Annotated in this window: 25 protein-coding genes and 1 tRNA gene; 9 read left to right on the top strand and 17 right to left on the bottom strand. The window is 38.7% G+C overall.

All coding sequences use genetic code 11. From position 1 onward, the window contains the following. Positions 1–29: 29 nt before the first annotated feature. The 4 genes from AC1DS7_RS04210 to AC1DS7_RS04195 form a co-directional block, all read right to left on the bottom strand. On the bottom strand, positions 30–770 hold the full coding sequence (locus AC1DS7_RS04210) for an alpha/beta hydrolase (protein WP_162836430.1): 741 nt from the start codon (positions 768–770) through the stop codon (positions 30–32). A gap of 161 nt (positions 771–931) precedes the next feature. Beyond that, on the bottom strand, positions 932–1,165 hold the full coding sequence (gene secG / locus AC1DS7_RS04205; protein ID WP_002016062.1) for a preprotein translocase subunit SecG: 234 nt from the start codon (positions 1,163–1,165) through the stop codon (positions 932–934). A gap of 94 nt (positions 1,166–1,259) precedes the next feature. After that, the gene (locus AC1DS7_RS04200; RefSeq protein WP_002129877.1) at positions 1,260–1,952 is read right to left on the bottom strand and encodes an LrgB family protein; all 693 of its coding nucleotides are present in this window, start codon (positions 1,950–1,952) and stop codon (positions 1,260–1,262) included. Then, positions 1,949–2,326, bottom strand: a complete 378-nt coding sequence (locus AC1DS7_RS04195; protein WP_002016064.1) for a CidA/LrgA family holin-like protein — start codon at positions 2,324–2,326, stop codon at positions 1,949–1,951. The genes AC1DS7_RS04200 and AC1DS7_RS04195 overlap by 4 nt, the downstream gene beginning before the upstream one ends. Before the next feature lie 286 nt (positions 2,327–2,612). On the opposite strand from AC1DS7_RS04195, the gene AC1DS7_RS04190 reads away from it, so the two are divergent. Continuing rightward, positions 2,613–3,563 carry a nucleoside hydrolase gene (locus AC1DS7_RS04190; RefSeq protein WP_012261972.1) on the top strand — a complete coding sequence of 317 codons (951 nt, stop codon included), beginning with the start codon at positions 2,613–2,615 and terminating at the stop codon, positions 3,561–3,563. A gap of 50 nt (positions 3,564–3,613) precedes the next feature. Here AC1DS7_RS04190 and eno read toward each other — a convergent pair whose 3' ends face one another. The 11 genes from eno to AC1DS7_RS04135 all read right to left on the bottom strand — a co-directional run bounded on the left by eno (position 3,614) and on the right by AC1DS7_RS04135 (position 14,145). Further along, the gene (eno, locus tag AC1DS7_RS04185; protein WP_000103948.1) at positions 3,614–4,909 is read right to left on the bottom strand and encodes a phosphopyruvate hydratase; all 1,296 of its coding nucleotides are present in this window, start codon (positions 4,907–4,909) and stop codon (positions 3,614–3,616) included. Between the two features lie 30 nt (positions 4,910–4,939). Further along, the gene (gene gpmI, locus AC1DS7_RS04180; RefSeq protein WP_002129880.1) at positions 4,940–6,469 is read right to left on the bottom strand and encodes a 2,3-bisphosphoglycerate-independent phosphoglycerate mutase; all 1,530 of its coding nucleotides are present in this window, start codon (positions 6,467–6,469) and stop codon (positions 4,940–4,942) included. Continuing rightward, positions 6,466–7,221 carry a triose-phosphate isomerase gene (gene tpiA / locus AC1DS7_RS04175; protein ID WP_002159914.1) on the bottom strand — a complete coding sequence of 252 codons (756 nt, stop codon included), beginning with the start codon at positions 7,219–7,221 and terminating at the stop codon, positions 6,466–6,468. Before tpiA ends, gpmI begins: the two co-directional genes overlap by 4 nt. A gap of 32 nt (positions 7,222–7,253) precedes the next feature. After that, a complete protein-coding gene (locus AC1DS7_RS04170; protein WP_002016070.1) occupies positions 7,254–8,438 on the bottom strand; it encodes a phosphoglycerate kinase in 1,185 nt (394 codons plus the stop codon). Between the two features lie 139 nt (positions 8,439–8,577). Next, a complete protein-coding gene (gene gap, locus AC1DS7_RS04165) occupies positions 8,578–9,582 on the bottom strand; it encodes a type I glyceraldehyde-3-phosphate dehydrogenase (protein WP_002016071.1) in 1,005 nt (334 codons plus the stop codon). Between the two features lie 26 nt (positions 9,583–9,608). Beyond that, positions 9,609–10,637, bottom strand: a complete 1,029-nt coding sequence (gene cggR / locus AC1DS7_RS04160) for a gapA transcriptional regulator CggR (protein WP_002089545.1) — start codon at positions 10,635–10,637, stop codon at positions 9,609–9,611. Positions 10,638–10,772: 135 nt separating this feature from the next. After that, positions 10,773–11,018, bottom strand: coding sequence for a glutaredoxin family protein (locus AC1DS7_RS04155; RefSeq protein ID WP_002143722.1), 246 nt, complete (start codon positions 11,016–11,018; stop codon positions 10,773–10,775). Between the two features lie 9 nt (positions 11,019–11,027). Continuing rightward, on the bottom strand, positions 11,028–12,335 hold the full coding sequence (gene rpoN, locus AC1DS7_RS04150) for an RNA polymerase factor sigma-54 (protein ID WP_002129881.1): 1,308 nt from the start codon (positions 12,333–12,335) through the stop codon (positions 11,028–11,030). Positions 12,336–12,845: 510 nt separating this feature from the next. Beyond that, positions 12,846–13,112, bottom strand: coding sequence for a hypothetical protein (locus tag AC1DS7_RS04145; RefSeq protein ID WP_002143723.1), 267 nt, complete (start codon positions 13,110–13,112; stop codon positions 12,846–12,848). 400 nt (positions 13,113–13,512) lie between these two features. After that, positions 13,513–13,588 (bottom strand) — tRNA-Arg (locus AC1DS7_RS04140). 356 nt (positions 13,589–13,944) lie between these two features. Further along, a complete protein-coding gene (locus AC1DS7_RS04135) occupies positions 13,945–14,145 on the bottom strand; it encodes a hypothetical protein (protein WP_002129884.1) in 201 nt (66 codons plus the stop codon). A 911-nt stretch (positions 14,146–15,056) separates the two neighbouring features. On the opposite strand from AC1DS7_RS04135, the gene AC1DS7_RS04130 reads away from it, so the two are divergent. The 8 genes from AC1DS7_RS04130 to clpP all read left to right on the top strand — a co-directional run bounded on the left by AC1DS7_RS04130 (position 15,057) and on the right by clpP (position 19,655). Continuing rightward, the gene (locus tag AC1DS7_RS04130; protein ID WP_000216167.1) at positions 15,057–15,263 is read left to right on the top strand and encodes a DUF1657 domain-containing protein; all 207 of its coding nucleotides are present in this window, start codon (positions 15,057–15,059) and stop codon (positions 15,261–15,263) included. Between the two features lie 106 nt (positions 15,264–15,369). Next, complete coding sequence (locus AC1DS7_RS04125) at positions 15,370–15,858, top strand: YhcN/YlaJ family sporulation lipoprotein (protein ID WP_002143725.1); 489 nt, start codon at positions 15,370–15,372, stop codon at positions 15,856–15,858. A gap of 28 nt (positions 15,859–15,886) precedes the next feature. Next, positions 15,887–16,363, top strand: a complete 477-nt coding sequence (gene spoVAC, locus AC1DS7_RS04120) for a stage V sporulation protein AC (protein WP_002034730.1) — start codon at positions 15,887–15,889, stop codon at positions 16,361–16,363. After that, the gene (spoVAD, locus tag AC1DS7_RS04115; protein ID WP_000938981.1) at positions 16,364–17,380 is read left to right on the top strand and encodes a stage V sporulation protein AD; all 1,017 of its coding nucleotides are present in this window, start codon (positions 16,364–16,366) and stop codon (positions 17,378–17,380) included. Next, positions 17,377–17,727: a stage V sporulation protein AE gene (gene spoVAE / locus AC1DS7_RS04110; RefSeq protein WP_000575919.1), complete on the top strand. Its 351-nt coding sequence runs from the start codon at positions 17,377–17,379 to the stop codon at positions 17,725–17,727. Before spoVAD ends, spoVAE begins: the two co-directional genes overlap by 4 nt. A 9-nt stretch (positions 17,728–17,736) precedes the next feature. Next, the gene (locus AC1DS7_RS04105; RefSeq protein WP_002034728.1) at positions 17,737–17,943 is read left to right on the top strand and encodes a DUF1657 domain-containing protein; all 207 of its coding nucleotides are present in this window, start codon (positions 17,737–17,739) and stop codon (positions 17,941–17,943) included. 20 nt (positions 17,944–17,963) lie between these two features. Further along, entirely contained in the window at positions 17,964–18,833 is an 870-nt protein-coding gene (locus tag AC1DS7_RS04100; RefSeq protein ID WP_002016080.1) for a DUF421 domain-containing protein, read from the top strand. 240 nt (positions 18,834–19,073) lie between these two features. Beyond that, on the top strand, positions 19,074–19,655 hold the full coding sequence (gene clpP, locus AC1DS7_RS04095) for an ATP-dependent Clp endopeptidase proteolytic subunit ClpP (protein WP_001049163.1): 582 nt from the start codon (positions 19,074–19,076) through the stop codon (positions 19,653–19,655). A gap of 523 nt (positions 19,656–20,178) precedes the next feature. Here the strand turns inward: clpP and AC1DS7_RS04090 are convergent. After that, positions 20,179–20,427: an HPr family phosphocarrier protein gene (locus AC1DS7_RS04090; RefSeq protein WP_002016081.1), complete on the bottom strand. Its 249-nt coding sequence runs from the start codon at positions 20,425–20,427 to the stop codon at positions 20,179–20,181. A 23-nt stretch (positions 20,428–20,450) separates the two neighbouring features. Continuing rightward, on the bottom strand, positions 20,451–21,401 hold the full coding sequence (whiA, locus tag AC1DS7_RS04085) for a DNA-binding protein WhiA (protein WP_002016082.1): 951 nt from the start codon (positions 21,399–21,401) through the stop codon (positions 20,451–20,453). Positions 21,402–21,484 lie beyond the last annotated feature (83 nt).

The following is a 21,484-nucleotide window of genomic DNA, read 5'->3' as shown; positions in this document are numbered from 1 at the left end:
CCCTTATGAAAAAAAGAGGCAACTAGACCTTACCAATCTAGTTGCTCCAAGAAGTTATATACATCCTCATGTAGCACATCACGTTCTTTATCAAGTGTAATGACATGCGTAGAGTCTTCATACCATTTAATGTCTTTTAACGTAGATTCTACACCGTTATAAATAATGTTAGCACTATCTGTATTAATCATCTCATCATGACGTGCTTGTACAACGAATGTTGGAGCATAAATCATATCAACATTATTGCGTACGTCACGAATCAACTCCTGTAATGCTTTTAATGTATTCATTGGTGTCTGTTTAAATTCAAACATTTCCTGCTCAATTCGTTCTGGTGATTTTTGCTCACGCTTTTTATATTCGCGGGCATATGCCAATATACCTTGGTACATAATTTCTTCACTTTTAATGTACATCGGTGCACACATTGGTACAACACCTAAAATCGGTAATGTATAAGCAAGTTTTAATGAGAATACTCCGCCTAATGATAATCCAACCGCAGCTATTTTCTCGTAACCTTGATCTTTTAAATGCTGGTAGGCATTCATTACATCTTTCCACCAGTCTTCAGGACCTGTATGAACAAGCTCTTCTGGTGGTACACCGTGTCCTTTATAAATTGGCGCATGACAAGTATAGCCTTTCTTCTCTAAGAAACGCCCTAGCATGCGTACGTCAGCTGAGTTCCCTGTGAATCCATGTAATAATAAAACAGCGCGGTCTCCACCTTCAAATGTAAATGGTTTTGGAGATGCTAATTTCATCATGTACTTCTCCTCTTTCTCTTCTGTAATCTAGTCGTATTCTTTCTATTCTTAGTGTACCATATTTATAATTCTATAATCTAATTAGAAACTTTTTTTGAATAACAAATCAAAAAAAGAAGAACCATTAGCATAATCCGCTAACGCTTCTTCTTTTAATTTTATAAATTTAAGTACGTAACACCAATTGTTAGTACGAAGAATAGTACAGCTAAGACAACTGTAACACGGTTTAATACCGCTTCAATTCCACGTGCTTTTTGCTTACCAAACAATTGCTCTGCACCACCTGAAATAGCGCCTGAAAGGCCTGAGCTATTACTAGACTGCATAAGTACCATAACAATCATTAAAATCGATACAATAATAAGTAAAACTGATAATAACGTATGCACTTGGCGTACCTCCTACAAAGATTCAGTTATTTTAAATGTAGCATAAATCCTATAGAAAAGCGAGAGCTATAGAATCGCTCTCGCTTTTCTTCTATTACATGAACATCATTGCGAATAACGGTCCAAGCAAACATGTCAAAATTGCTGTTAATGTCATTGTTACCGATCCAATAACACCTTCATGCTCATTATTTTTCATCGCTCTCATAACACCCATAATATGAGACGCACATCCAAAGCCAATCCCTTTACCAACTGAGTTTGTAACACGGCTCCATTTTAATAAAATTGGTCCTGAAATCGTTCCAGTAATCCCTGCGATAACGACGAATGCTGCTGTTAAGGAGGGGACACCACCAACTTGTTCAGATACACTCATCGCAACTGGCATTGTCACTGATTTTGGTAAAGAAGATAAAATTAAGCTTTTATCTGTTCCCATAAGTGTGGCGATAGCAAAATCACTTGCAATAGCAACTGTTGTACCTACTAATACACCACCAGCAATTGGTACAACATATTTTTGCAGAACATGACGTTGTTTATAAAGCGGGATTGCAAATGCTACAACACCTGGTCCTAATAGCTTCGCAATCCAGCCACCACCACTTTCCATATAATTTTGATATGGTATATCAAGCATTATAAATAAGAAAGCCATTAATCCTGTTGCAACAAGCATTGGAATGGTAAATGGTGTTGGAAATAATTTGTAGATTTTTTTAGATAATTGATATAATAGCACCGTAAAAAGAACCCAACCGATTCCGATTAATATTTGGCTCATTGTGTCTCTTTTTCCTTTCTATTCGCAAGATATTGTCCTGTATGTCCTGCGACAATAATAATTAAAAACGTACTCGCTACAACTGTAATGAAAAGGGAAATTCCTTTACTCATAAAAAAAGCACCGTAATTCATTAAGCCAAGCGTTGGCGGAATTAATAAAAACGGCATAATAGCAACGAGTGTTTCTGCTCCTAAATCAAACCATTTCACTGGAAGTACTTTTAGGCTAAGCAAAACAAGTAGGAGGAACATCCCAATCAAACTTCCTGGAATCGGAAGATTCAACATTTCTTGCACCCAATTTCCAACCATATAAAATACATAAAGAGCAGCAATTTGGACAAGAATCTTTGTAAGTTTCATGTTCATCATCCCTCATGTTTATACGATCTTCTGTTAATATCCTTATCATAGTATAAATTGTAAAAACCTGCAATTTATCAAATCGACAACGAAAACCCACTATATTATACGCTTACACCCTTGATATGACTGCGTTTCCTAATGTGATTTATGTCAAAAACCTTGACCTAATATATAAAGTTTATATTTTCTGAATTTTGATGGTTATTATTTTAATAAAACAAAATCCTTCACTCCATTTTTATTCTGCCTTCTCTCTAGCACACATATATATATAAAGATAGGTGGTGAACGCATGTCTAAAAAAATTCTCATTTTTTGTGATCCTGGAATCGACGATGCGATAGCCCTCCTCCTCGCATTCTTTATCGATGAAATTGAAATTATTGGGATTGTCGCTGATTACGGCAATGTTCCAAAAGAAATGGCCGTACAAAATGCTCATTTTCTTAAACAAAAATCAAGAAATAGAGATATGAAAATATTTGGTGGTTCAGACCGTCCTCTCAATGGAGGTCCACCCGCTTTTTTTACTAATATTCACGGTAAAGAAGGGTTAGGCCCAATCATCCCAAATGAAAAGTTACAAAACGGGGAAATGGAGAATTTTTTTGAAGTTATCCCTCTTATCGAGCAGTATAAAGACGAACTAATCATTGTAAGTTTAGGGCGACTCACTTCCCTAGCTGCTTTATTTATTTTATGTAAAAACTTAATGCAGCAAATTAAATCTTATTATGTAATGGGTGGTTCCTTTCTGCACCCAGGTAATGTAACTCCCGTATCAGAAGCGAATTTTTATGGCGATCCAATCGCGGCTAACATTGTATTACAATCTGCATCCAACATGTACATATACCCGTTAAATGTAACTCAGTATTCCATCGTTACACCTGATATGGCTGAATATATTGAGGCGAAAGGAAAGGCTTCTCTCGTCAAACCTCTATTCGATCATTACTACTATGGATATTACGAAAAAATTTTACCACAATTAAAAGGCTGCCCTTTTCATGACACGATACCGATATTAGCTTTACTTGATAATTCTATGTTTACCTACTACAAATCACCAATTACCGTCATGACCGAATCTTACGCTCAAGGAGCAAGCATCGGTGATTTCCGCTCTTTAGTAGGATCAAGCCCATTCACCAATCGGCCCTCGCAGCAAATTGCTATCGATTTTGATTATAATCTCTTCTTTAAATACTTCATGTCACTTATGACAGACGAACAATTTTAGCAAAAAAAAACAGACCGTGATTTCTCACGGTCTGTCGTTATTTTCTACAATTATCGTTTGATGTTGTAGAAAGATTTGATACCATCGTAAACAGCGATTTCGCCTAGTTCGTCTTCGATGCGTAGTAATTGGTTGTACTTAGCAATACGGTCAGTACGGCTCATAGAACCAGTTTTGATTTGGCCAGCGTTAGTTGCAACTGCGATGTCAGCGATTGTAGCATCTTCAGTTTCACCAGAACGGTGAGATACAACTGCTGTGTAACCAGCACGTTTAGCCATTTCGATAGCTTCGAAAGTCTCAGTTAAAGTACCGATTTGGTTAACTTTAATTAAGATTGAGTTAGAGATACCTTTTTCGATACCTTCAGCAAGTTTTTGCGTGTTAGTTACGAATAAGTCGTCACCAACTAATTGTACTTTATCACCGATACGCTCAGTTAATAATTTGTGACCATCCCAGTCGTTTTCGTCTAAACCATCTTCAATAGAGATGATTGGGAAGTCTTTGCAAAGCTCTTCGTAGAAATCAACCATTTCTGCAGAAGTTAAGCCAGTACGGCCTTCGCCTGCAAGGTCATATTTACCAGTTTCTTTGTTGTAGAACTCAGAAGAAGCAACGTCCATTCCTAAGAATACGTTCTCGCCAGCTTTGTAACCAGCTTTTTCGATAGCTTCGATGATGACTTCTAATGCTTCACGGTTAGAACCAAGGTTTGGAGCGAATCCACCTTCGTCACCTACTGCAGTGTTAAGACCTTTGTCATGTAATACAGCTTTAAGTGCATGGAATACTTCAGCACCCATACGGATTGATTCTTTGAATGTTGGAGCACCAACTGGTAAGATCATGAACTCTTGGAAGTCAACGTTGTTATCAGCGTGAGAACCACCGTTGATGATGTTCATCATTGGAGTTGGTAATTGTTTTGCATTGAATCCACCAAGGTAACGGTATAATGGAAGACCTACGAAGTCAGCTGCTGCGTGAGCTACTGCCATAGATACACCAAGGATAGCGTTAGCGCCTAGTTTACCTTTGTTTGGAGTGCCATCTAATTCGATCATAGCACGGTCGATACCAGCTTGGTCAGTTACGTCGAAACCAACGATTTCTGGAGCAATTGCTTCGTTAACGTTGTTTACTGCGTTAAGAACACCTTTACCAAGGTAACGAGATTTGTCACCGTCACGTAATTCTACTGCTTCGTGCTCACCAGTAGATGCACCACTTGGTACGATAGCGCGTCCGAATGCGCCGCTTTCTGTGTAAACTTCTACTTCTACAGTTGGGTTACCACGAGAGTCAAGGACTTCGCGAGCATAAACATCAATAATTGTTGACATAATAAATTCTCTCCTTTTTATATAAGCAAATTATTTAATAATTGTTTTACCTGTCATTTCTTTCGGTTGTTCCACATTTAAAAGTGTAAGCATTGTTGGGGCGATATCTCCTAAAATACCACCTTCACGAAGCTCTACATCATTTTTTGTAACGATGAAAGGAACCGGGTTAGTTGTATGAGCTGTCATTGGTCCACCTTCAGCAGTTAACTCCTGATCGGCATTACCATGGTCAGCAGTAATAAGTGCTACACCATCTTTTGCAAGAATCGCTTCTACAACTTTTCCTAAACATTCGTCAGTTGCTTCTACTGCTTTAATTGTTGGTTCCATCATCCCAGAATGGCCAACCATATCACAGTTTGCAAAGTTAAGAATGATAACATCATGTTTATCATTTTCGATGTCATTTACTAAAGCGTCCGTTACTTCATAAATGCTCATTTCAGGTTTCAAGTCATATGTTGCAACCTTCGGTGAGTTAATTAAAATACGCTCTTCTCCTGGGAATTCAGCCTCACGACCACCGCTAAAGAAGAATGTAACGTGCGGATACTTTTCAGTTTCCGCGATGCGAAGTTGCTTTAATCCCGCTTGCGCAACAACTTCACCTAATGTGTTATCAAGGTTCATTGGCTTGAATGCCACGTAACCATCTACAGTTTCACTGAAATGTGTCATACAAACGAACTCAGGAATGTGAGGTACTTTTTCACCACGATCGAACTCACGGAAGTCTTCGTTTGTAAATACACGAGCAATTTGAATTGCACGGTCTGGACGGAAGTTATAGAAGATAACTGCATCATCATTATTGATTGTTGCAACTGGCGTGTCATCTTCGTTAACAATTACAGATGGCAATACGAATTCATCATGAATACCATTTGCATAAGAGTCTTCTACACACTCTTCTGCTGATTTATAAGTAGGGCCTTCACCATTCACCATAGCACGGTAACATTTTTCTACGCGATCCCAGCGCTTGTCACGGTCCATGGAGTAATAACGACCAGAGATAGTCGCGAATTGTCCTACTCCTGTTTCTTTAATTACTTCATTTGTTGCATCGATATAACCTTTTGCTGTTTGTGGTCCAACATCGCGGCCATCTAAGAATGCATGGATATATACTTTCTCCACGCCTTCTTTTGCTGCTAAGCGAAGAAGAGCAAACATATGGTTCATGTGACTGTGCACACCACCATCAGAAAGTAAACCGAATAAATGAAGAGCAGTACCTTTTTCTTTCACGCTTTTAATTGCATTTTGGAAAGTTTCGTTCTGATCGAACTCACCTTCACGAATTGCAACGTTTACGCGTGTTAAGCTTTGATATACGATGCGGCCAGCACCGATATTTAAGTGACCAACCTCTGAGTTACCCATTTGACCTGCTGGAAGACCTACTTCCTCACCAGAAGCTGTAAGCGTTGTGTGAGGGAATTTGTTCCAGTAACCATCAAAATTAGGTTTCTTAGCTTGTGCTACAGCATTCCCGTAAGTTTCTTCACGTAGTCCGAAACCATCAAGAATGATTAAAGCTGTTGGCTTTCTCATTTTACCGCCCCCAGAAGACCTAAGAACGAAGCAGGCTCTAAGCTAGCACCGCCAACTAAAGCGCCGTCGATGTCAGATTGTGCCATATACTCTTTAATGTTTTCTGGTTTTACGCTACCGCCGTATTGAATACGAACAGCTTCTGCAGCTTCTGGAGAAACAGCTTCTGCAACAACTTTACGGATGTGCGCACATACTTCATTTGCATCTGCAGAAGAAGAAGATTTACCTGTACCGATAGCCCAGATTGGCTCATAAGCGATAACAGTTACTTTAACTTGCTCTTCTGTTAAACCTGCAAGTGCTTTTGTTACTTGACCTGCTACTAGATCAAATGTTTTTCCGCTTTCGCGCTCTTCTAAAGTCTCACCACAACAAACGATTGGTGTTAAACCATGTTCAAATGCTGCAAGAGTCTTTTTGTTTACTGATTCGTCTGTTTCAGCAAACATTTCACGACGCTCAGAGTGGCCAAGTACTACGTAGCCTACTTTTAAGTCGCTAAGTGCTACTGGGCTAATTTCGCCAGTGAATGCACCATTTTTTTCGAAGTGCATGTTTTGTGCACCTACTTGTAAGTCAGTTCCTTCAGCCTTAGCTACTAAGCGCTCTAAGAATAGAGCTGGAGAGCAAACTACTGCATCAACAGCTGAAGCTGCTGGGATTTGACCTTTAACTTCCTCTACGAAGCTAACTGCTTCAGCTAGAGTTTTATTCATTTTCCAGTTACCTGCGATAATTGGTTTACGCATGCTTTGCACCGTCCTTTTTCTTTGGCTGCTACTTATTTGTCGTTAAGACAAACTACACCTGGAAGCTCTTTACCTTCCATGAATTCTAATGACGCACCGCCGCCAGTAGAAATGTGGCTCATTTTATCAGCCATACCGAATTTTTCAACAGCTGCTGCAGAGTCACCACCGCCGATAACAGAGTATGTATCTTCTGCATCTGCTAATGCTTGCCCTACTGCTTTTGTACCTTCTGCGAATGGAGTCATTTCGAATACACCCATTGGTCCATTCCATACAACAAGCTTAGAGTTTTTAATTACATCTGCATAAATTTCACGTGTTTTAGGACCGATGTCCACGCCTTCCCATGTAGAAGGGATAGAGTCGATACCAACGATTTGAGTTGTTGCAGTTTCAGAGAATTCCTCTGTGATTACAACATCAACTGGCATATAGAAGTTTACGCCTTTTTCTTTTGCAAGTTGCATAAATTCTTTAGCTAGTTCAATTTTGTCGTTTTCACATAGAGATAGACCAATTTCATGACCTAATGCTTTAACGAATGTGTAAGCAAGTCCGCCACCGATGATTAAGTTATCTACTTTGTCTAATAGATGACGAATTACACCGATTTTATCTTTTACTTTCGCACCACCGATGATAGCTGTGAATGGACGTTCTGGGTTAGAAAGTGCTTTACCTAATACATCTAACTCTTTTTCCATTAATAAACCAGATACTGCTGGTAGGTAGTCTGCGATTCCTGCTGTAGAAGCATGAGCACGGTGAGCTGCACCGAATGCATCGTTTACGAAGATATCAGCAAGAGCTGCAAATTCTTTCGCAAGTTCTGCATCGTTCTTTTCTTCGCCCGCATAGAAACGTACGTTTTCAAGAACTAATACGTCGCCTTCGTTCATTGCTGCAACCATTTCTTGTGCAACTGGTCCGAATGCTTCGTCCGCTTTTTTAACATCTTTACCAAGAAGCTCGCCTAAACGTGCTGCTACTGGAGTAAGACGTAATTCTTCTACTGCTTGACCTTTTGGACGGCCTAAATGACTTGCTAAAATTACTTTCGCACCTTGCTCTATTAAATATTGAATTGTAGGAAGAGCTGCACGGATACGAGTTTCATCTGTAATTTTGCCTTCTTTCATAGGTACGTTGAAATCAACGCGGCAAAATACACGCTTACCTTTTAAATCTACGTCACGAATTGATTTTTTGTTCATTGGATTTCCCTCCGACTACTAGTTAGGATTGACAAAACCCATTCAAAAGCTTAACACATTTGCTTCTAAAACGAAAGAAGAGAGAGAGGGAACAAACCCTCTCCCTCGTTTTGTCATTGATTGCTTATATACTTAAGAATTAAAGACCTTTAGAAGTCATGTATGCAGCTAGGTCTACTACGCGGTTAGAGTAACCAGTTTCGTTATCGTACCAAGAAAGTACTTTAACCATGTTACCTTCCATTACCATTGTAGATAATGCATCGATTGTAGAAGAAGCTGTACATCCGTTATAGTCGATAGATACTAATGGCTCTTCGCTGTATCCAAGGATACCTTTTAATTCGCCTTCAGAAGCTGCTTTGAATGCTGCGTTTACATCTTCAACTGTTACTTCTTTGTCAAGTTCAACAACTAAGTCAACAAGAGAAACGTTAGCAGTTGGAACACGTACAGCGCCGCCGTTTAATTTACCTTTAAGTTCTGGTAATACTAATGCTACAGCTTTAGCAGCACCAGTAGATGTTGGGATCATGTTTTCAGCTGCTGCACGAGCACGACGTAAATCTTTGTGTGGTAAGTCTAAGATTTGTTGGTCGTTAGTGTAAGAGTGAATTGTTGTCATCATTCCGCGTTTTACGCCGAATTTTTCGTTTAATACTTTAGCGAATGGAGCTAGACAGTTTGTAGTACAAGAAGCATTAGATACTACGTTGTGGTTAGCTGCATCGTATTGTTCGTGGTTAACACCCATAACTACAGTGATATCTTCGTCAGAAGCTGGAGCTGAGATGATAACTTTCTTAACTGATCCACCTAAGTGTTTCTCAGCGTCTGATTTTTTAGTGAAACGGCCAGTAGATTCTACTACTACTTCTACTCCGTAGTCGCTCCATGGTAATTGAGCTGGGTCACGCTCAGCGATAACTTTAATTTCTTTACCGTTAACAACGATGCTGTTTTCGTTAGCAGATACTTCTGCATTTAAAGTTCCGTGAACTGTATCATATTTTAAAAGGTGAGCTAATGTTTTAGCATCTGTTAAGTCGTTGATTGCTACTACTTCTACCTCAGAGTTGTTAAGAGCTGCGCGGAATACGTTACGTCCGATACGTCCAAATCCATTAATACCAATTTTAGTCATTTAAATTTCCTCCTTGGGGGATTATATTAAAGGGTAATACCCTTTGTTAATTGTTTTGCTGCACCTTCATCTGTAATTAGAATTGAAGTGTGCCCTTGCTTTATTACAGCCTGTATTGCTTTTGCTTTTGAAGAACCTCCAGCGACTGCGACAACGTGAGATACATGTTGTAAATCTTCAAGTTGCATACCAACTGTTCTTACTTTATGAACAACATTTCCTTGTTCATTAAAGTAGTAACCGAAAGCTTCGCCAACTGCTTCGCTTGCCTGAATCTTTAACCAATCTGCTTCTGAAGTATTTCTGCGACGTGCCATTGTTAACGCATCACCAATTCCATGAATGACGATATTGGAAGATCGAATCAACTCAAGAACTTCTTTCACGGAGGGCTCTGTTACAATAGACGCATATGCTTCGCTACTAACGTGATCCGGAACATACAATAAGCGATAATTACTCATCGTATTTTGTGCCATTTTGGCGCAAATGGTATTGGCTTCTAACTCGACACCTTCTCCAATTCCACCACGTGCTGGGACAAATAGCATATGTAAATCTTTGCAATCAAGTTGCATCATGTCCGCAGCAGCAGCTAGCGTAGTTCCTCCAGCCACAGCAACGATATTATTCACTGTCAGACGGTCTTTTATACAAGTCACACAAGCACGGCCCATCTCCAGTTTGACCCAAGGTGATTCATCACTATCACCAGGGACAACGAAAACTTCATCCAAGTCTAATGTTTCCTTAAGTTGTTTTTCTAAAACCTTTAACCCGGAAATTTCTTTCATAAAGTCTTCCAAAGCAAGAACTAAAGCTGTTCCTTCTTCTGTCAAAGTCATTCCAGAAGAAGCGACGTGAACTAAGTTTTGTTCTTTCAAAACTTGAACTTCACTTCGCAATACTCGTTCTGTCATACCGAGACTTGCAGATAAGTTTCTTCTTCCAATCGGCTGCATAAGCCTAATGTACTGAAGCACTTGCATTCTCGTTTGCATAACAGGTAGCAGATCAGGTAATAATTTTTTTGTGTTCTGAATCCATGAGCGCATATCTTTTCTCCTCACTGCATCGGTTCATTCCCCTTCGTGGTCACTTTATGTCCCGTAGTGACATTTTGTGTCCCACTTAGGTTAAAAAAATAATCCCTGCTACGTGTATTATTGTAACAGGAGACAGAAACTTATTCAACTCTTAACTGCATTCTTTATATAGTTTATTATGACACCTTTGTGAATGTTACCATATTCCACTTGTCTTCCGCCTATTTCTACAACAGGAATCATTAGATGGTATTTCTCTAAAAGGTCATTATCTTCATATATATCTATTTCCTCAATTTGAAAAGAATATTCATATTGTACTTCTTTTAAAACTTGTTTCGCCTTCACGCAAAGACCACAATCTTTTTTTGTATATAGTACAACCTTCATCTTCTTCACCTATCCAATTGTTTTTCTTAGAGACGAAGCAGGAATATGCATTTGTTCTCTATACTTCGCAACCGTTCTTCGAGAAATAACGATTTCATGCTCTTCTTCTAATAATTTTGAAATCTTTTGATCCGAAAGTGGCTTTTTCTTATTTTCTGCTCCAACAAGCGTTTGAATGAATTGTTTCACACGCTTTGTAGAAACCGCCTCATCTTCCGTCGTAGAAATAGAATTACTAAAGAATGATTTCATCTCAAATAAACCGTACGGCGTTTGCACATATTTATTACGCGTTGCACGACTAATTGTAGACTCATGCACACCTAACTCTTCCGCCACCTCTTTTAATGCAAGTGGTTTTAAATACTCTGGACCTCCCCAGAAGAAATCATGCTGTTTTTCCATAATAATATTCATCACTTGTAAGAGTGTTTGTTTTCTCTGTTTCAAACTGCGCATAATCCATTGCACATGCTGATACTTCTCCGATACGTAAGAAGCCACTTCACTTTCACTATTATTTAGTAACGCACTATACTCAGAGTGAATTTCAATTCTTGGCATATTTCTCTCATTCATCTGTAAAACGAGATGATCGCCATCTTTTTTTACCGCCATATCAGGCACAATATAAAGTGGTTTATCAGAAGAAAATGCAAGACCTGGTTTCGGCTGCAATGATGTAATACAGTTCACCGCATCCTGTAATTCCTCGTTGGTACACTTCAACACTTGTACGAGCTTTCGCCAATCTTTCTTAACGAAATAATTAAAATGATCATCTATAATTTCTTCCGCTAACCCATTCCTTCTTTGTAAGCGCTTCAATTGGATTGATAGACATTCCTGAATATTACGCGCACCTACCCCTGCTGGCTCTAACGATTGAACAAGCTCCACGGAACAGTCCACTACATCAATTGGCGCAGAAAGAAGCTCTGATAACTCTTCATTTGTTTCTTGTAAATAGCCATTTCCATCCATGTTCATAATAATGAAAGAAGCTGCTTTTCGCTCTTCTTCATCTATTTTATAATACTGTAGTTGATTTAATAAATGTTGCTGAATCGTTGTAGAATCCACACTGTAGATTTCCATTTGATTCTCGACTTGTTTGCGGGTACTTTTACTTGTGTTAGAGCTCTTTTTCTTCTCCCTCTCAAAACCACCTAACTCAATAAGGGGATTCTCTAACGATTGCTCATACAAAAACTCCGATAATTCTTGTACATTATACTGGAGCATTGTAATCGCTTGCCTTAACTCTTGTGTCATTGCCAAACGTAAGCTTTGTTCTTGTAAAAGACTTGCCTTCAAACTAATCTCCCCCTTGTTTCTATTGTACAATAAGTTTGGTAAAAGGAGAATCCTCACGCAGACACCCATTCCAAAATATTATTAATTTATATGTATTAATGAGATTTAGATCTTACAACCGAAATTTGAATAATATTGAAAGAAAATAATAACGCATAAAAATTATTACCACATACTAATAGTAAATCTTATTATCAGATATAACAAGTGATAATAAAAAAAGGTCTGAACTTATACTTGTAAGTTCAGACCTTTTTTACAATGGCGAGTACATATCGAATATTACACGTTTCTTCACCATTGTCGCATTTTCATTTGATAGATTAATTCCGTTCGTATCCTCTACGAGTACCACACGCACCAAATTCACAGCGTTGCGATTTGCTATAAAGATACTTTCTTGTTTATCTGCTTTGTGTAATTTTCGAATTGTGACTTGGATTACCTCTGAGTTCTTTTTCCAGGGTCTATTCGTACAAGTGAACAACATTTATGACATGTACTTTTTACTTAACTGCAATAAATACCTAGCGATGCCGTTATCTTATAAACTTCATTGAAATTTTCATCTTCCATGAAGACCTCCATGATTTCAGGTATTCCTTTTGCATACGCAACTAACATTTCGAATGCATCATCTTTCGTTATCTTGTGACGAGTCACACTACTGTTGTGATGTTCCATCGTTACATAATAGACCTTTTCTCCGCACTCCTCTTCTTCAATACATGTAAGAAACGATTTTATTTCAAATAGCTTGCGAGAACCTTTTTTCATTCTTCTTCTCCTTCATAACGGTCAAGAAAGTCCGATAATGCCAACGAAAGATGATCACTTTTATTAAACTTCAGCTTACTGGCAAAGACGGCTAGCCTGCCCCTATTGCTTTGTGAATCACTACTATCTTACGTGTCATATCTTCGTTCAGCAACTTAACAATACGCTTGTGCAATATATCTCGTTACAATTTCTTTTAGTGCTAAAATCTGTTCTGATTTGAATTGCATTTCACTCTTTAATTCTTTTCATAACGAAAAACCCCCTATACACGATTATTTCTAATCACATACAAGGGGTTTTTTTAGATTTGCTATTAATTTTCAACACGTTCTTCACGCTATTATGTGCTATTTACTCAATACTTTTAAATAGAACACATCACAACAACAATACATAACGCGCCCAGAGGGATTCGAACCCCCGGCAGACGTGGTACCGGAAACCACCGCTCTATCCGACTGAGCTATGGGCGCATGAGATTATGATAATATCAACGGTTTGCTTCCGTCTTCTTCCGATTTGTTCTTACCGAAAGTTAAACGTAGGATACGAACACCAACACGTAGACGTTCGCTTCTTTACATATGGATATTATATCCTGACGCTAACCTAATACGCAAGCATAAAAACCTCTTCTACACTAGCTTTAGCGCGCAGTTTTCCTTCTTTCATTCCCCCTTAATCTACTTAAATCGAAATAGAACGCATATAGGCTCATAACTTCATCATATTAAATCTAATCGTCTAGAATTACATCTCTCGGCATCGCACTTTTCGCATATAGTCTATAAAAAAAAGACAGGCGAAGTGATGCCCGCCCATCTCCGCACTATTTTATATATTTTGATCGCAGGCTAAATATATCTTCCCCTTCACGAATGCCTGCCGATCCCTTCCTCACATTTTTTACGACAGTCCAATTCGGGTTAGTTTCATCACCTATGTTCTGTACTGTAAAGTTGCCGTCACCATATTCTCGGTGACCTTCTGCCAATTTCTCCGTTAAATCATTCTCTTTTGATCTCACCATCTTTGCGCCATCTCCCTTTTTATACAACCCTCTTAAACTGTCCAACCGATCACACGTCCAGTCAATTGGAGATCCTCGTTTTCCGCTTCGATTAATTTTAACACACTGTCGGGGGTAAGTTCCGATAACGGCTGCCCAATCGCATTAGAAACGTTATTTTCTTTGATAGTAGAAACTCGGCGAGGATTGGGTAAAAGACAATTCGCTGGGCTACGTCAGGACTTCGCGAGAGATCAACCCCCTGATTTAAAAATCACAAATACTATCTCTAAGGGACTCCTGCGACGGCTCAGCGGGGTGGCTTGGAGGGTTCGGAAAATTTTCGTTTGGGTTGGCTTGTGGTGAATAGCGTATTCATTTTGATGAATGACGAATACAACATAAATGACTTTTGTTACTTTCGACTTTCTCTTCTAAACGTTGATTTAAAAGAATTCGCAAGACTTTCGATGAACAAAACAATTCGTAAATGTTTTATGCATTAAAAGAAACGTTGATTTAATAACGTTCTTCTTTCGTGAATGACTTCGATTGAATGAATAAGATAATGAAGATATTATTTTTTTAAAACTGGATACATCTTTTTTTTACTATACAAGAAAATTTTATTTTAAATTGAAAATAACTACAAGAATAGAAATATATATATTTTATCGATGTGTTTTTTGTGAATAATTAGAAATTTAGCCTCATGTAATTTTCAGTTACTTTTTAATCTTCAACAGGTAACATACCTACATCATGAATTACATATCATCCTCTTCCATCTTATAAAGCGCCACTATAACAAAGAATTCATTGACGCTTGAATCAAAGCTTCAACTTCAAAAACCTAAATTTTCCAATCATAAATTCACCCAAACCCACAAATTATAATCTTTGAATTGATATTCCAAAGGGGGCTTCATTCAATGACTGTAATTACAAAACTAAAGCAAACTGTTTCTGGATTAAAAAGTGCACAAGCTAGCTTAGAGGGATTCGCTCTTGATACGGATAACCAACAAGCAAAGCAACTTTTCCAAACAGCTGCGCAGCAAACACAAACAATTATTGATTCTTTAAACCCACGTGTTGAAGAAGTCCAGCAAGAAGAACCACAATACACACAGCAATAACCAAAGGTGCCATTGTATCTAATGGTACACAATTTGAGAAAAAGGGTGATATGCAATCATCCTTTTTTCTCAAATTACATAATGCAATAGAAATGGAATGATTATAATGCGAAAACTCGGAATCATAACCGCGTTATTTATGCTCCTATTCGGTTCACTTACCGGATGTGATAATAGCCCGTTAGATAAAAAAGTAAAGAAAGAAGAAGCTAAGCGAACAGATGAGAAAAAGGGCCCTAAATTAACAAAAATGAGTACAGAATCCTTTAATCAATCTATATCGCAAGAAGCTAAGAAAAAAGCTCTCACTATAGAGGGAATTACAGAAGCCACCGCAGTTAATACAAATTTAGATCTTTACATAGCCGTTAAACCTGAACATCACGAAAGATTTGGTTTAAAGCCTTTAAGAAGTAAATTAAAAAAGAAGCTAAGTGATGAAAACCCTACTTTCGATATTCGTGTAAGTACAGACAAAAAGATCTTTATGCTCATAGAAGAACTTGAAAACAAAATTAAGAAAAAGAAAGTGAGTAAGGATGGCATTAAAGAACAGTTAAAACTCATTCAATCAGAAATGGGATCTAATATTTAAGCTTTCTAAAAGAGAAGGAAGGATTCAAATGTCTAGTAAAGATAAAAATTTAACACCTGTACAACAAGAATATAAAAAATTCGAACAACAGCGCGAACCGAAGCGCCCCGTTTTAAAAAATTGTATAAAAGCTTTTTTCGTCGGGGGATTAATTTGTCTAATAGGCCAACTGATTTCCACCTTTTATATTACGTACTTTGATTTCACTGAAAGATCTGCCGGGAACCCTACCGTTGCAACTCTTATTTTTATCTCCATGCTACTGACGGGATTTGGCGTCTACGATCGCCTCGGACAATTTGCTGGTGCTGGTACCGCAGTTCCCGTTACTGGATTTGGTAACTCTGTTATTGCCGCGTGTATTGAACACCGTACAGAAGGGTTCGTTCTCGGCGTTGGTGGTAACATGTTTAAACTAGCAGGATCGGTCATCTTATTTGGCGTATTTTCAGCTTTTGTCATCGCTCTTATTAAAACGATTCTCTTTCAATGGGGAGGGCTGTAAATGTTACAAGGACACCGAACATGGGTATTCGAAAACAAACCAGTTATCATCTCAACAGGTGTAGTCGGTGGCCCATTTGAGGCAAATGGAAAAATTCCTGAAGACTTCGATACCCTGCATGAAGATTTATGGCTCGGACAAGATTCTTACGAAAAGGCGCATAAAATTTTATTTGAAGAAGCTTGTAGCCGCGCTACCGAAAAGGCAAAGCTCCGTAAAGACGATATTCAATTCGTACTCGCAGGGGATTTAATTAACCAAATAACTCCAACGAGCTTTGCATGCCGCACACTCGGAACACCTTATCTCGGTTTATTCGGCGCCTGTTCTACCTCTATGGAAGGCTTAGCACTCGGCGCAAGTATCGTAAATGCAAAAGGTGCAAAGTATTTATTAACTGGGGCATCAAGTCATAACGCTGCGGTAGAAAAACAATTCCGCTATCCAACTGAATATGGTGGTCAAAAACCTCCTACGGCTCAGTGGACAGTGACCGGTGCAGGCGCGGCTATTTTAAGCGACACTGGATATGGTCCACAAGTAACATCGGCCACCATTGGACGAGTTATTGATATGGGACTAACAGATCCTTTTAATATGGGTGGTGCGATGGCGCCAGCTGCTGTCGATACGATTGAAGCTCATTTACGCGAACGACAAATTGACGCCTCTTATTACGACTTAATCGTAACAGGTGACCTTGGACATGTCGGTCGCGAAATCGCTTACGACCTACTACATAAACATGGAACAAAGGTAAAGAGCGAGCAATTTCAAGATTGCGGAATCATCATTTATAGAGAAGGTCAACCTGTCATAGCTGGTGGAAGTGGTCCCGGCTGTTCAGCAACAGTCGTATACGGACATTTATTAAACCGAATGAAAAGAGGAGAATTCAAGAAAATACTTGTCGTTGCGACAGGCGCTTTACTATCTCCACTTACATTCCAACAAGAAGAAACGATTCCGTGCATCGCTCACGCTGTTTCGATTGAATTTGGAGGTGCAACGCAATGATTTTTTTCTGGGCTTTCGTCATTGGTGGACTCATATGCGTAATCGGACAGCTTATGTTTGATGTCGGCAAACTAACCCCCGCTCATACGATGGCAACACTCGTTGTTGCTGGAGCTATATTAGATGGATTCAATCTGTATGAACCATTAATCGACTTTGCAGGCGCTGGGGCAACTGTACCTATTACAAGTTTCGGTAATGCCCTCGTTCATGGCGCGATGGAGGAAGCAGCCAAACATGGCATCGTCGGCGTTATTACCGGCATGTTTAAAGTAACGAGTGCTGGTGTATCAGCTGCCATTATTTTCGGCTTCATTGGAGCATTGCTATTCAAACCGAAAGGATAAGGTGTTCGTATGACAGTTATCGCTAGCGTTAAAACCTGCCTTGCCAGTGTAAGGGGCGCTCAAGCAAGTTTAAGCTCCCTTTCACTAAATTCACAGGACGCGGAATCAAAACGTGTATTTCATGAATGTATGTTAGAAATGGACAGCATCATCACCGATTTACAGAATAGAGTTTCAGTATTAGAACGTGAAGAACCTCAATATAAAGGGTTTTAAGTAGACTGGAGGAAATGACTATGTCTCACCTGCCGGAATGGACACTTGTCATTCTTCGCTCTGTATTCATATTAATTATTTTATTCGCTATTACGAAATGGTTAGGAAAAAGACAAATCTCTCAGCTCTCCTTTTTTGAATACATAGCCGGAATGACAATCGGTGACATCGCTGCCCAAGTATCTACAGGGCTTGATTCAAAATTTTTCCACGGCGTCTTTGCGATACTCATTTTCGCTGTGGTACCTTTTTTCACTGGAATCCTCTCTTTAAAGAACAAAACAGCTCGAGATTTTTTTGAAGGAAAATCTACCGTATTAATAAAAGATGGCAAAATACTTGAAGATAATTTAAAGAAAGAAAAGTATACAAGTGATGAATTACTTGAGCTTCTCAGAGGAAAAAATGCGTTCAGCGTAGCTGATGTTGAATTTGCTGTACTAGAACCGAGCGGTGAATTAAATGTATTATTAAAGAAAGATCGCCAACCACTTACAGCAAAAGATATCAGCTTAAAAGTGCCAAACGAAAAAGAACCGCAAACTGTTATTATGGATGGAAATGTATTAGATGAACCTCTTTCTGCTAGCGGGCATAATCGCGCTTGGTTACATTCTGAGCTAGAAAAACTCGGTGTTGTCATTGAAAATGTCTTTCTTGGTCAAGTTGATTCATACGGACAACTTACTATCGACATCTATAATGATAAACTCCAAATGCCTTCTCCTCAAAACAAGCCTTTACTATTGGCATCCTTAAAGAAATGCAATGCAGATCTTGAATTATTCTCTTTAGAAACGAAATCAAAATCAGCGAGTGATATGTATAGTAAAAACGCAAAACAAATCGAGAAAATCTTAAATAAAGTAACCTATCTGTTAAAAGAATAAAAAATGAAAGAACGCTTCTATACAAAAGGCGTTCTTTTGCCTTTCCCACACCATTAATCACGTTTAAATTTATGTAATTCGGTTATGATGTTGAAGATACATAAGCAGGGAATTTTAAAAACATAGCGAATAAATCATGATACAACTACATATTTTTTGATTTAAAGTGGTTTCGTTTGACCTTCATTGACCATAATTGTATTATAAGACTAAGAAAGCTTTTAAAGGAGGAAATAACAGATGAATTTAATTCCTACAGTAATTGAACAAACAAATCGTGGAGAACGCGCTTACGATATTTACTCTCGACTATTAAAAGATCGCATCATTATGCTTGGTAGCGCAATTGATGACAACGTAGCAAACTCAATCGTTTCCCAGCTTTTATTCTTGGAATCTCAAGATCCAGAAAAAGATATTCACATTTACATCAACAGCCCTGGTGGTTCTATCACAGCTGGTATGGCAATTTACGATACAATGCAGTTTATTAAACCACAAGTATCAACAATCTGTATCGGTATGGCTGCATCTATGGGTGCATTCTTACTTGCAGCAGGTGAAAAAGGAAAACGTTACGCACTTCCAAACAGTGAAGTTATGATTCACCAACCACTTGGCGGAGCACAAGGTCAAGCGACTGAAATCGAAATCGCTGCAAAACGTATCCTATTCTTACGTGAAAAATTAAACCAAATTCTTGCTGACCGCACAGGTCAACCACTTGAAGTTCTACAACGCGACACAGACCGCGACAACTTCATGACAGCAGAAAGAGCTCTAGAATACGGCTTAATCGATAAGATCTTTACAAATCGTTAATACTTAAAAGCGGAAGTGGCTCGTTCAGAATCGCAGGGCGTTGGAGCTTTTACATCCGAGGCGCTTTTTGCCTCGAATGTAAAAGCGAAACGACCGGAGATTCTAGCCACTGGAGCTGGATATACTTAAAAGCGGAAGCGGCTCGTTCAGAATGAGAGGGGGATGGAGCTTCTGACAAAGAGGTGCTTTTTACCTCGACGGAAGAAGCGAAGCCACCGACCATTCTAGCCGCTGGAGCTGGATACATCTATAAGCGGAAGCGCCCTATTACAGGGCGCTTTTTTTATTATGTACAAGGGTATCACATACCCCACCTAGTATCTAATCCAATATATCGGTGATTTTTCAATTTTATCGACCACAACTCAAATTATATCGGCGTTTCGACACAACTTATCGACTTACCGACCATTCCCGACAAGCGCGAACCAGCTATATACCCACCGATCATTCGTTATCACACCAACCACGCACCCCACAAACAGAAAAATAAAAAAAGCTATCGCACATTCGCGATAACCCTTTATTGTACATATGCAGTTAATGCTTCCAAAGCCTCTTCTGCATCTGAACCTTCTGTTGTGATTGTAATCATGCTACCAGTTCCGATTGCTAAGCTCATAATCCCCATTATGCTCTTTGCATTCACTGTCTTTCCATCTTTCTCGATGAAGATATCCGCATGAAAGCGATTTGCCTCTTGTACAAACAACGCAGCCGGACGTGCTTGTAAGCCGTTTTTTAATGCCACTTTAACCAGTTTTTGAACCACAGCTCCATTTCCCCTTTAACCTTTTATTTTTTTGCTACTGTTTCCCCCGCGCGTAATTTCTCTGCAATTTCATCGATTTTACGCAAACGATGATTAATACCCGATTTACTAATTTTCCCCCCGGATACCATCTCACCTAACTCTTTCAATGTTACATCTTGATAATCTCTTCGTAACTGTGCAATTTCTCTTAATTTATCTGGCAAAATATCAAGCCCCACCGTCTCATCAATATAGCGGATGTTCTCAATTTGCCTTAGCGCTGCACCAATTGTTTTATTTAAATTAGCTGTTTCGCAGTTAACTAAACGATTTACTGAATTACGCATATCGCGAACAATTCGAATATCTTCAAATCTTAAAAGTGCATTATGAGCACCTATAATATTTAAAAACTCTGTAATTTTTTCAGCTTCTTTCAAATACGTAATGTACCCTTTTCTTCTTTCCAACGTCTTACTATTTAAATCAAATCCGTTCATCAGTTCACATATAGAATCATTATGTTCCTTATATAACGAAAAGATCTCTAAATGATAAGATGATGTTTCTGGGTTATTTACTGAACCACCTGCTAAAAATGCACCGCGTAAATACGATCGTTTACAACATTTCTTCTCGATTAATTCCTGCGATATATTTCGAATAAACGAAAAGTCATCTCGAACAATGTGAAGATCTGCTAATATTTCGCGAGACTTCTCAACAAGCCGCACGATATATACATTATTTTTCTTCAATCGCATTTTTTTACGAACAAGTAATTCTACCGTCACATCATATCCTTTTTTCAAAAGCGTATAAATCCTTCTTGCAATTGCTGCATTTTCCGTTTGAATATCGATAGATAGGCGACGGTTTGAAAAAGAAAGCGATCCGTTCATTCGAAGCAACGCCGATAATTCTGATTTCTCGCAGCATTCCTTCATTTCAAGGTTGGTCAACTCTTTCTTTGTTTCTGATGCAAATGACACAGTCAACACCTCCTTATACTATTACTTTGGAACAAAAATCTTGTCCTATATGAATGAGGAGCGTTACCTCAAATGAGGCAACG

The organism is Bacillus sp. P4_E1, assembly GCF_056401715.1.
The sequence above is the reverse complement of the archived record's forward strand: the minus strand, read 5'-3'. Positions and strand labels throughout refer to the sequence as shown.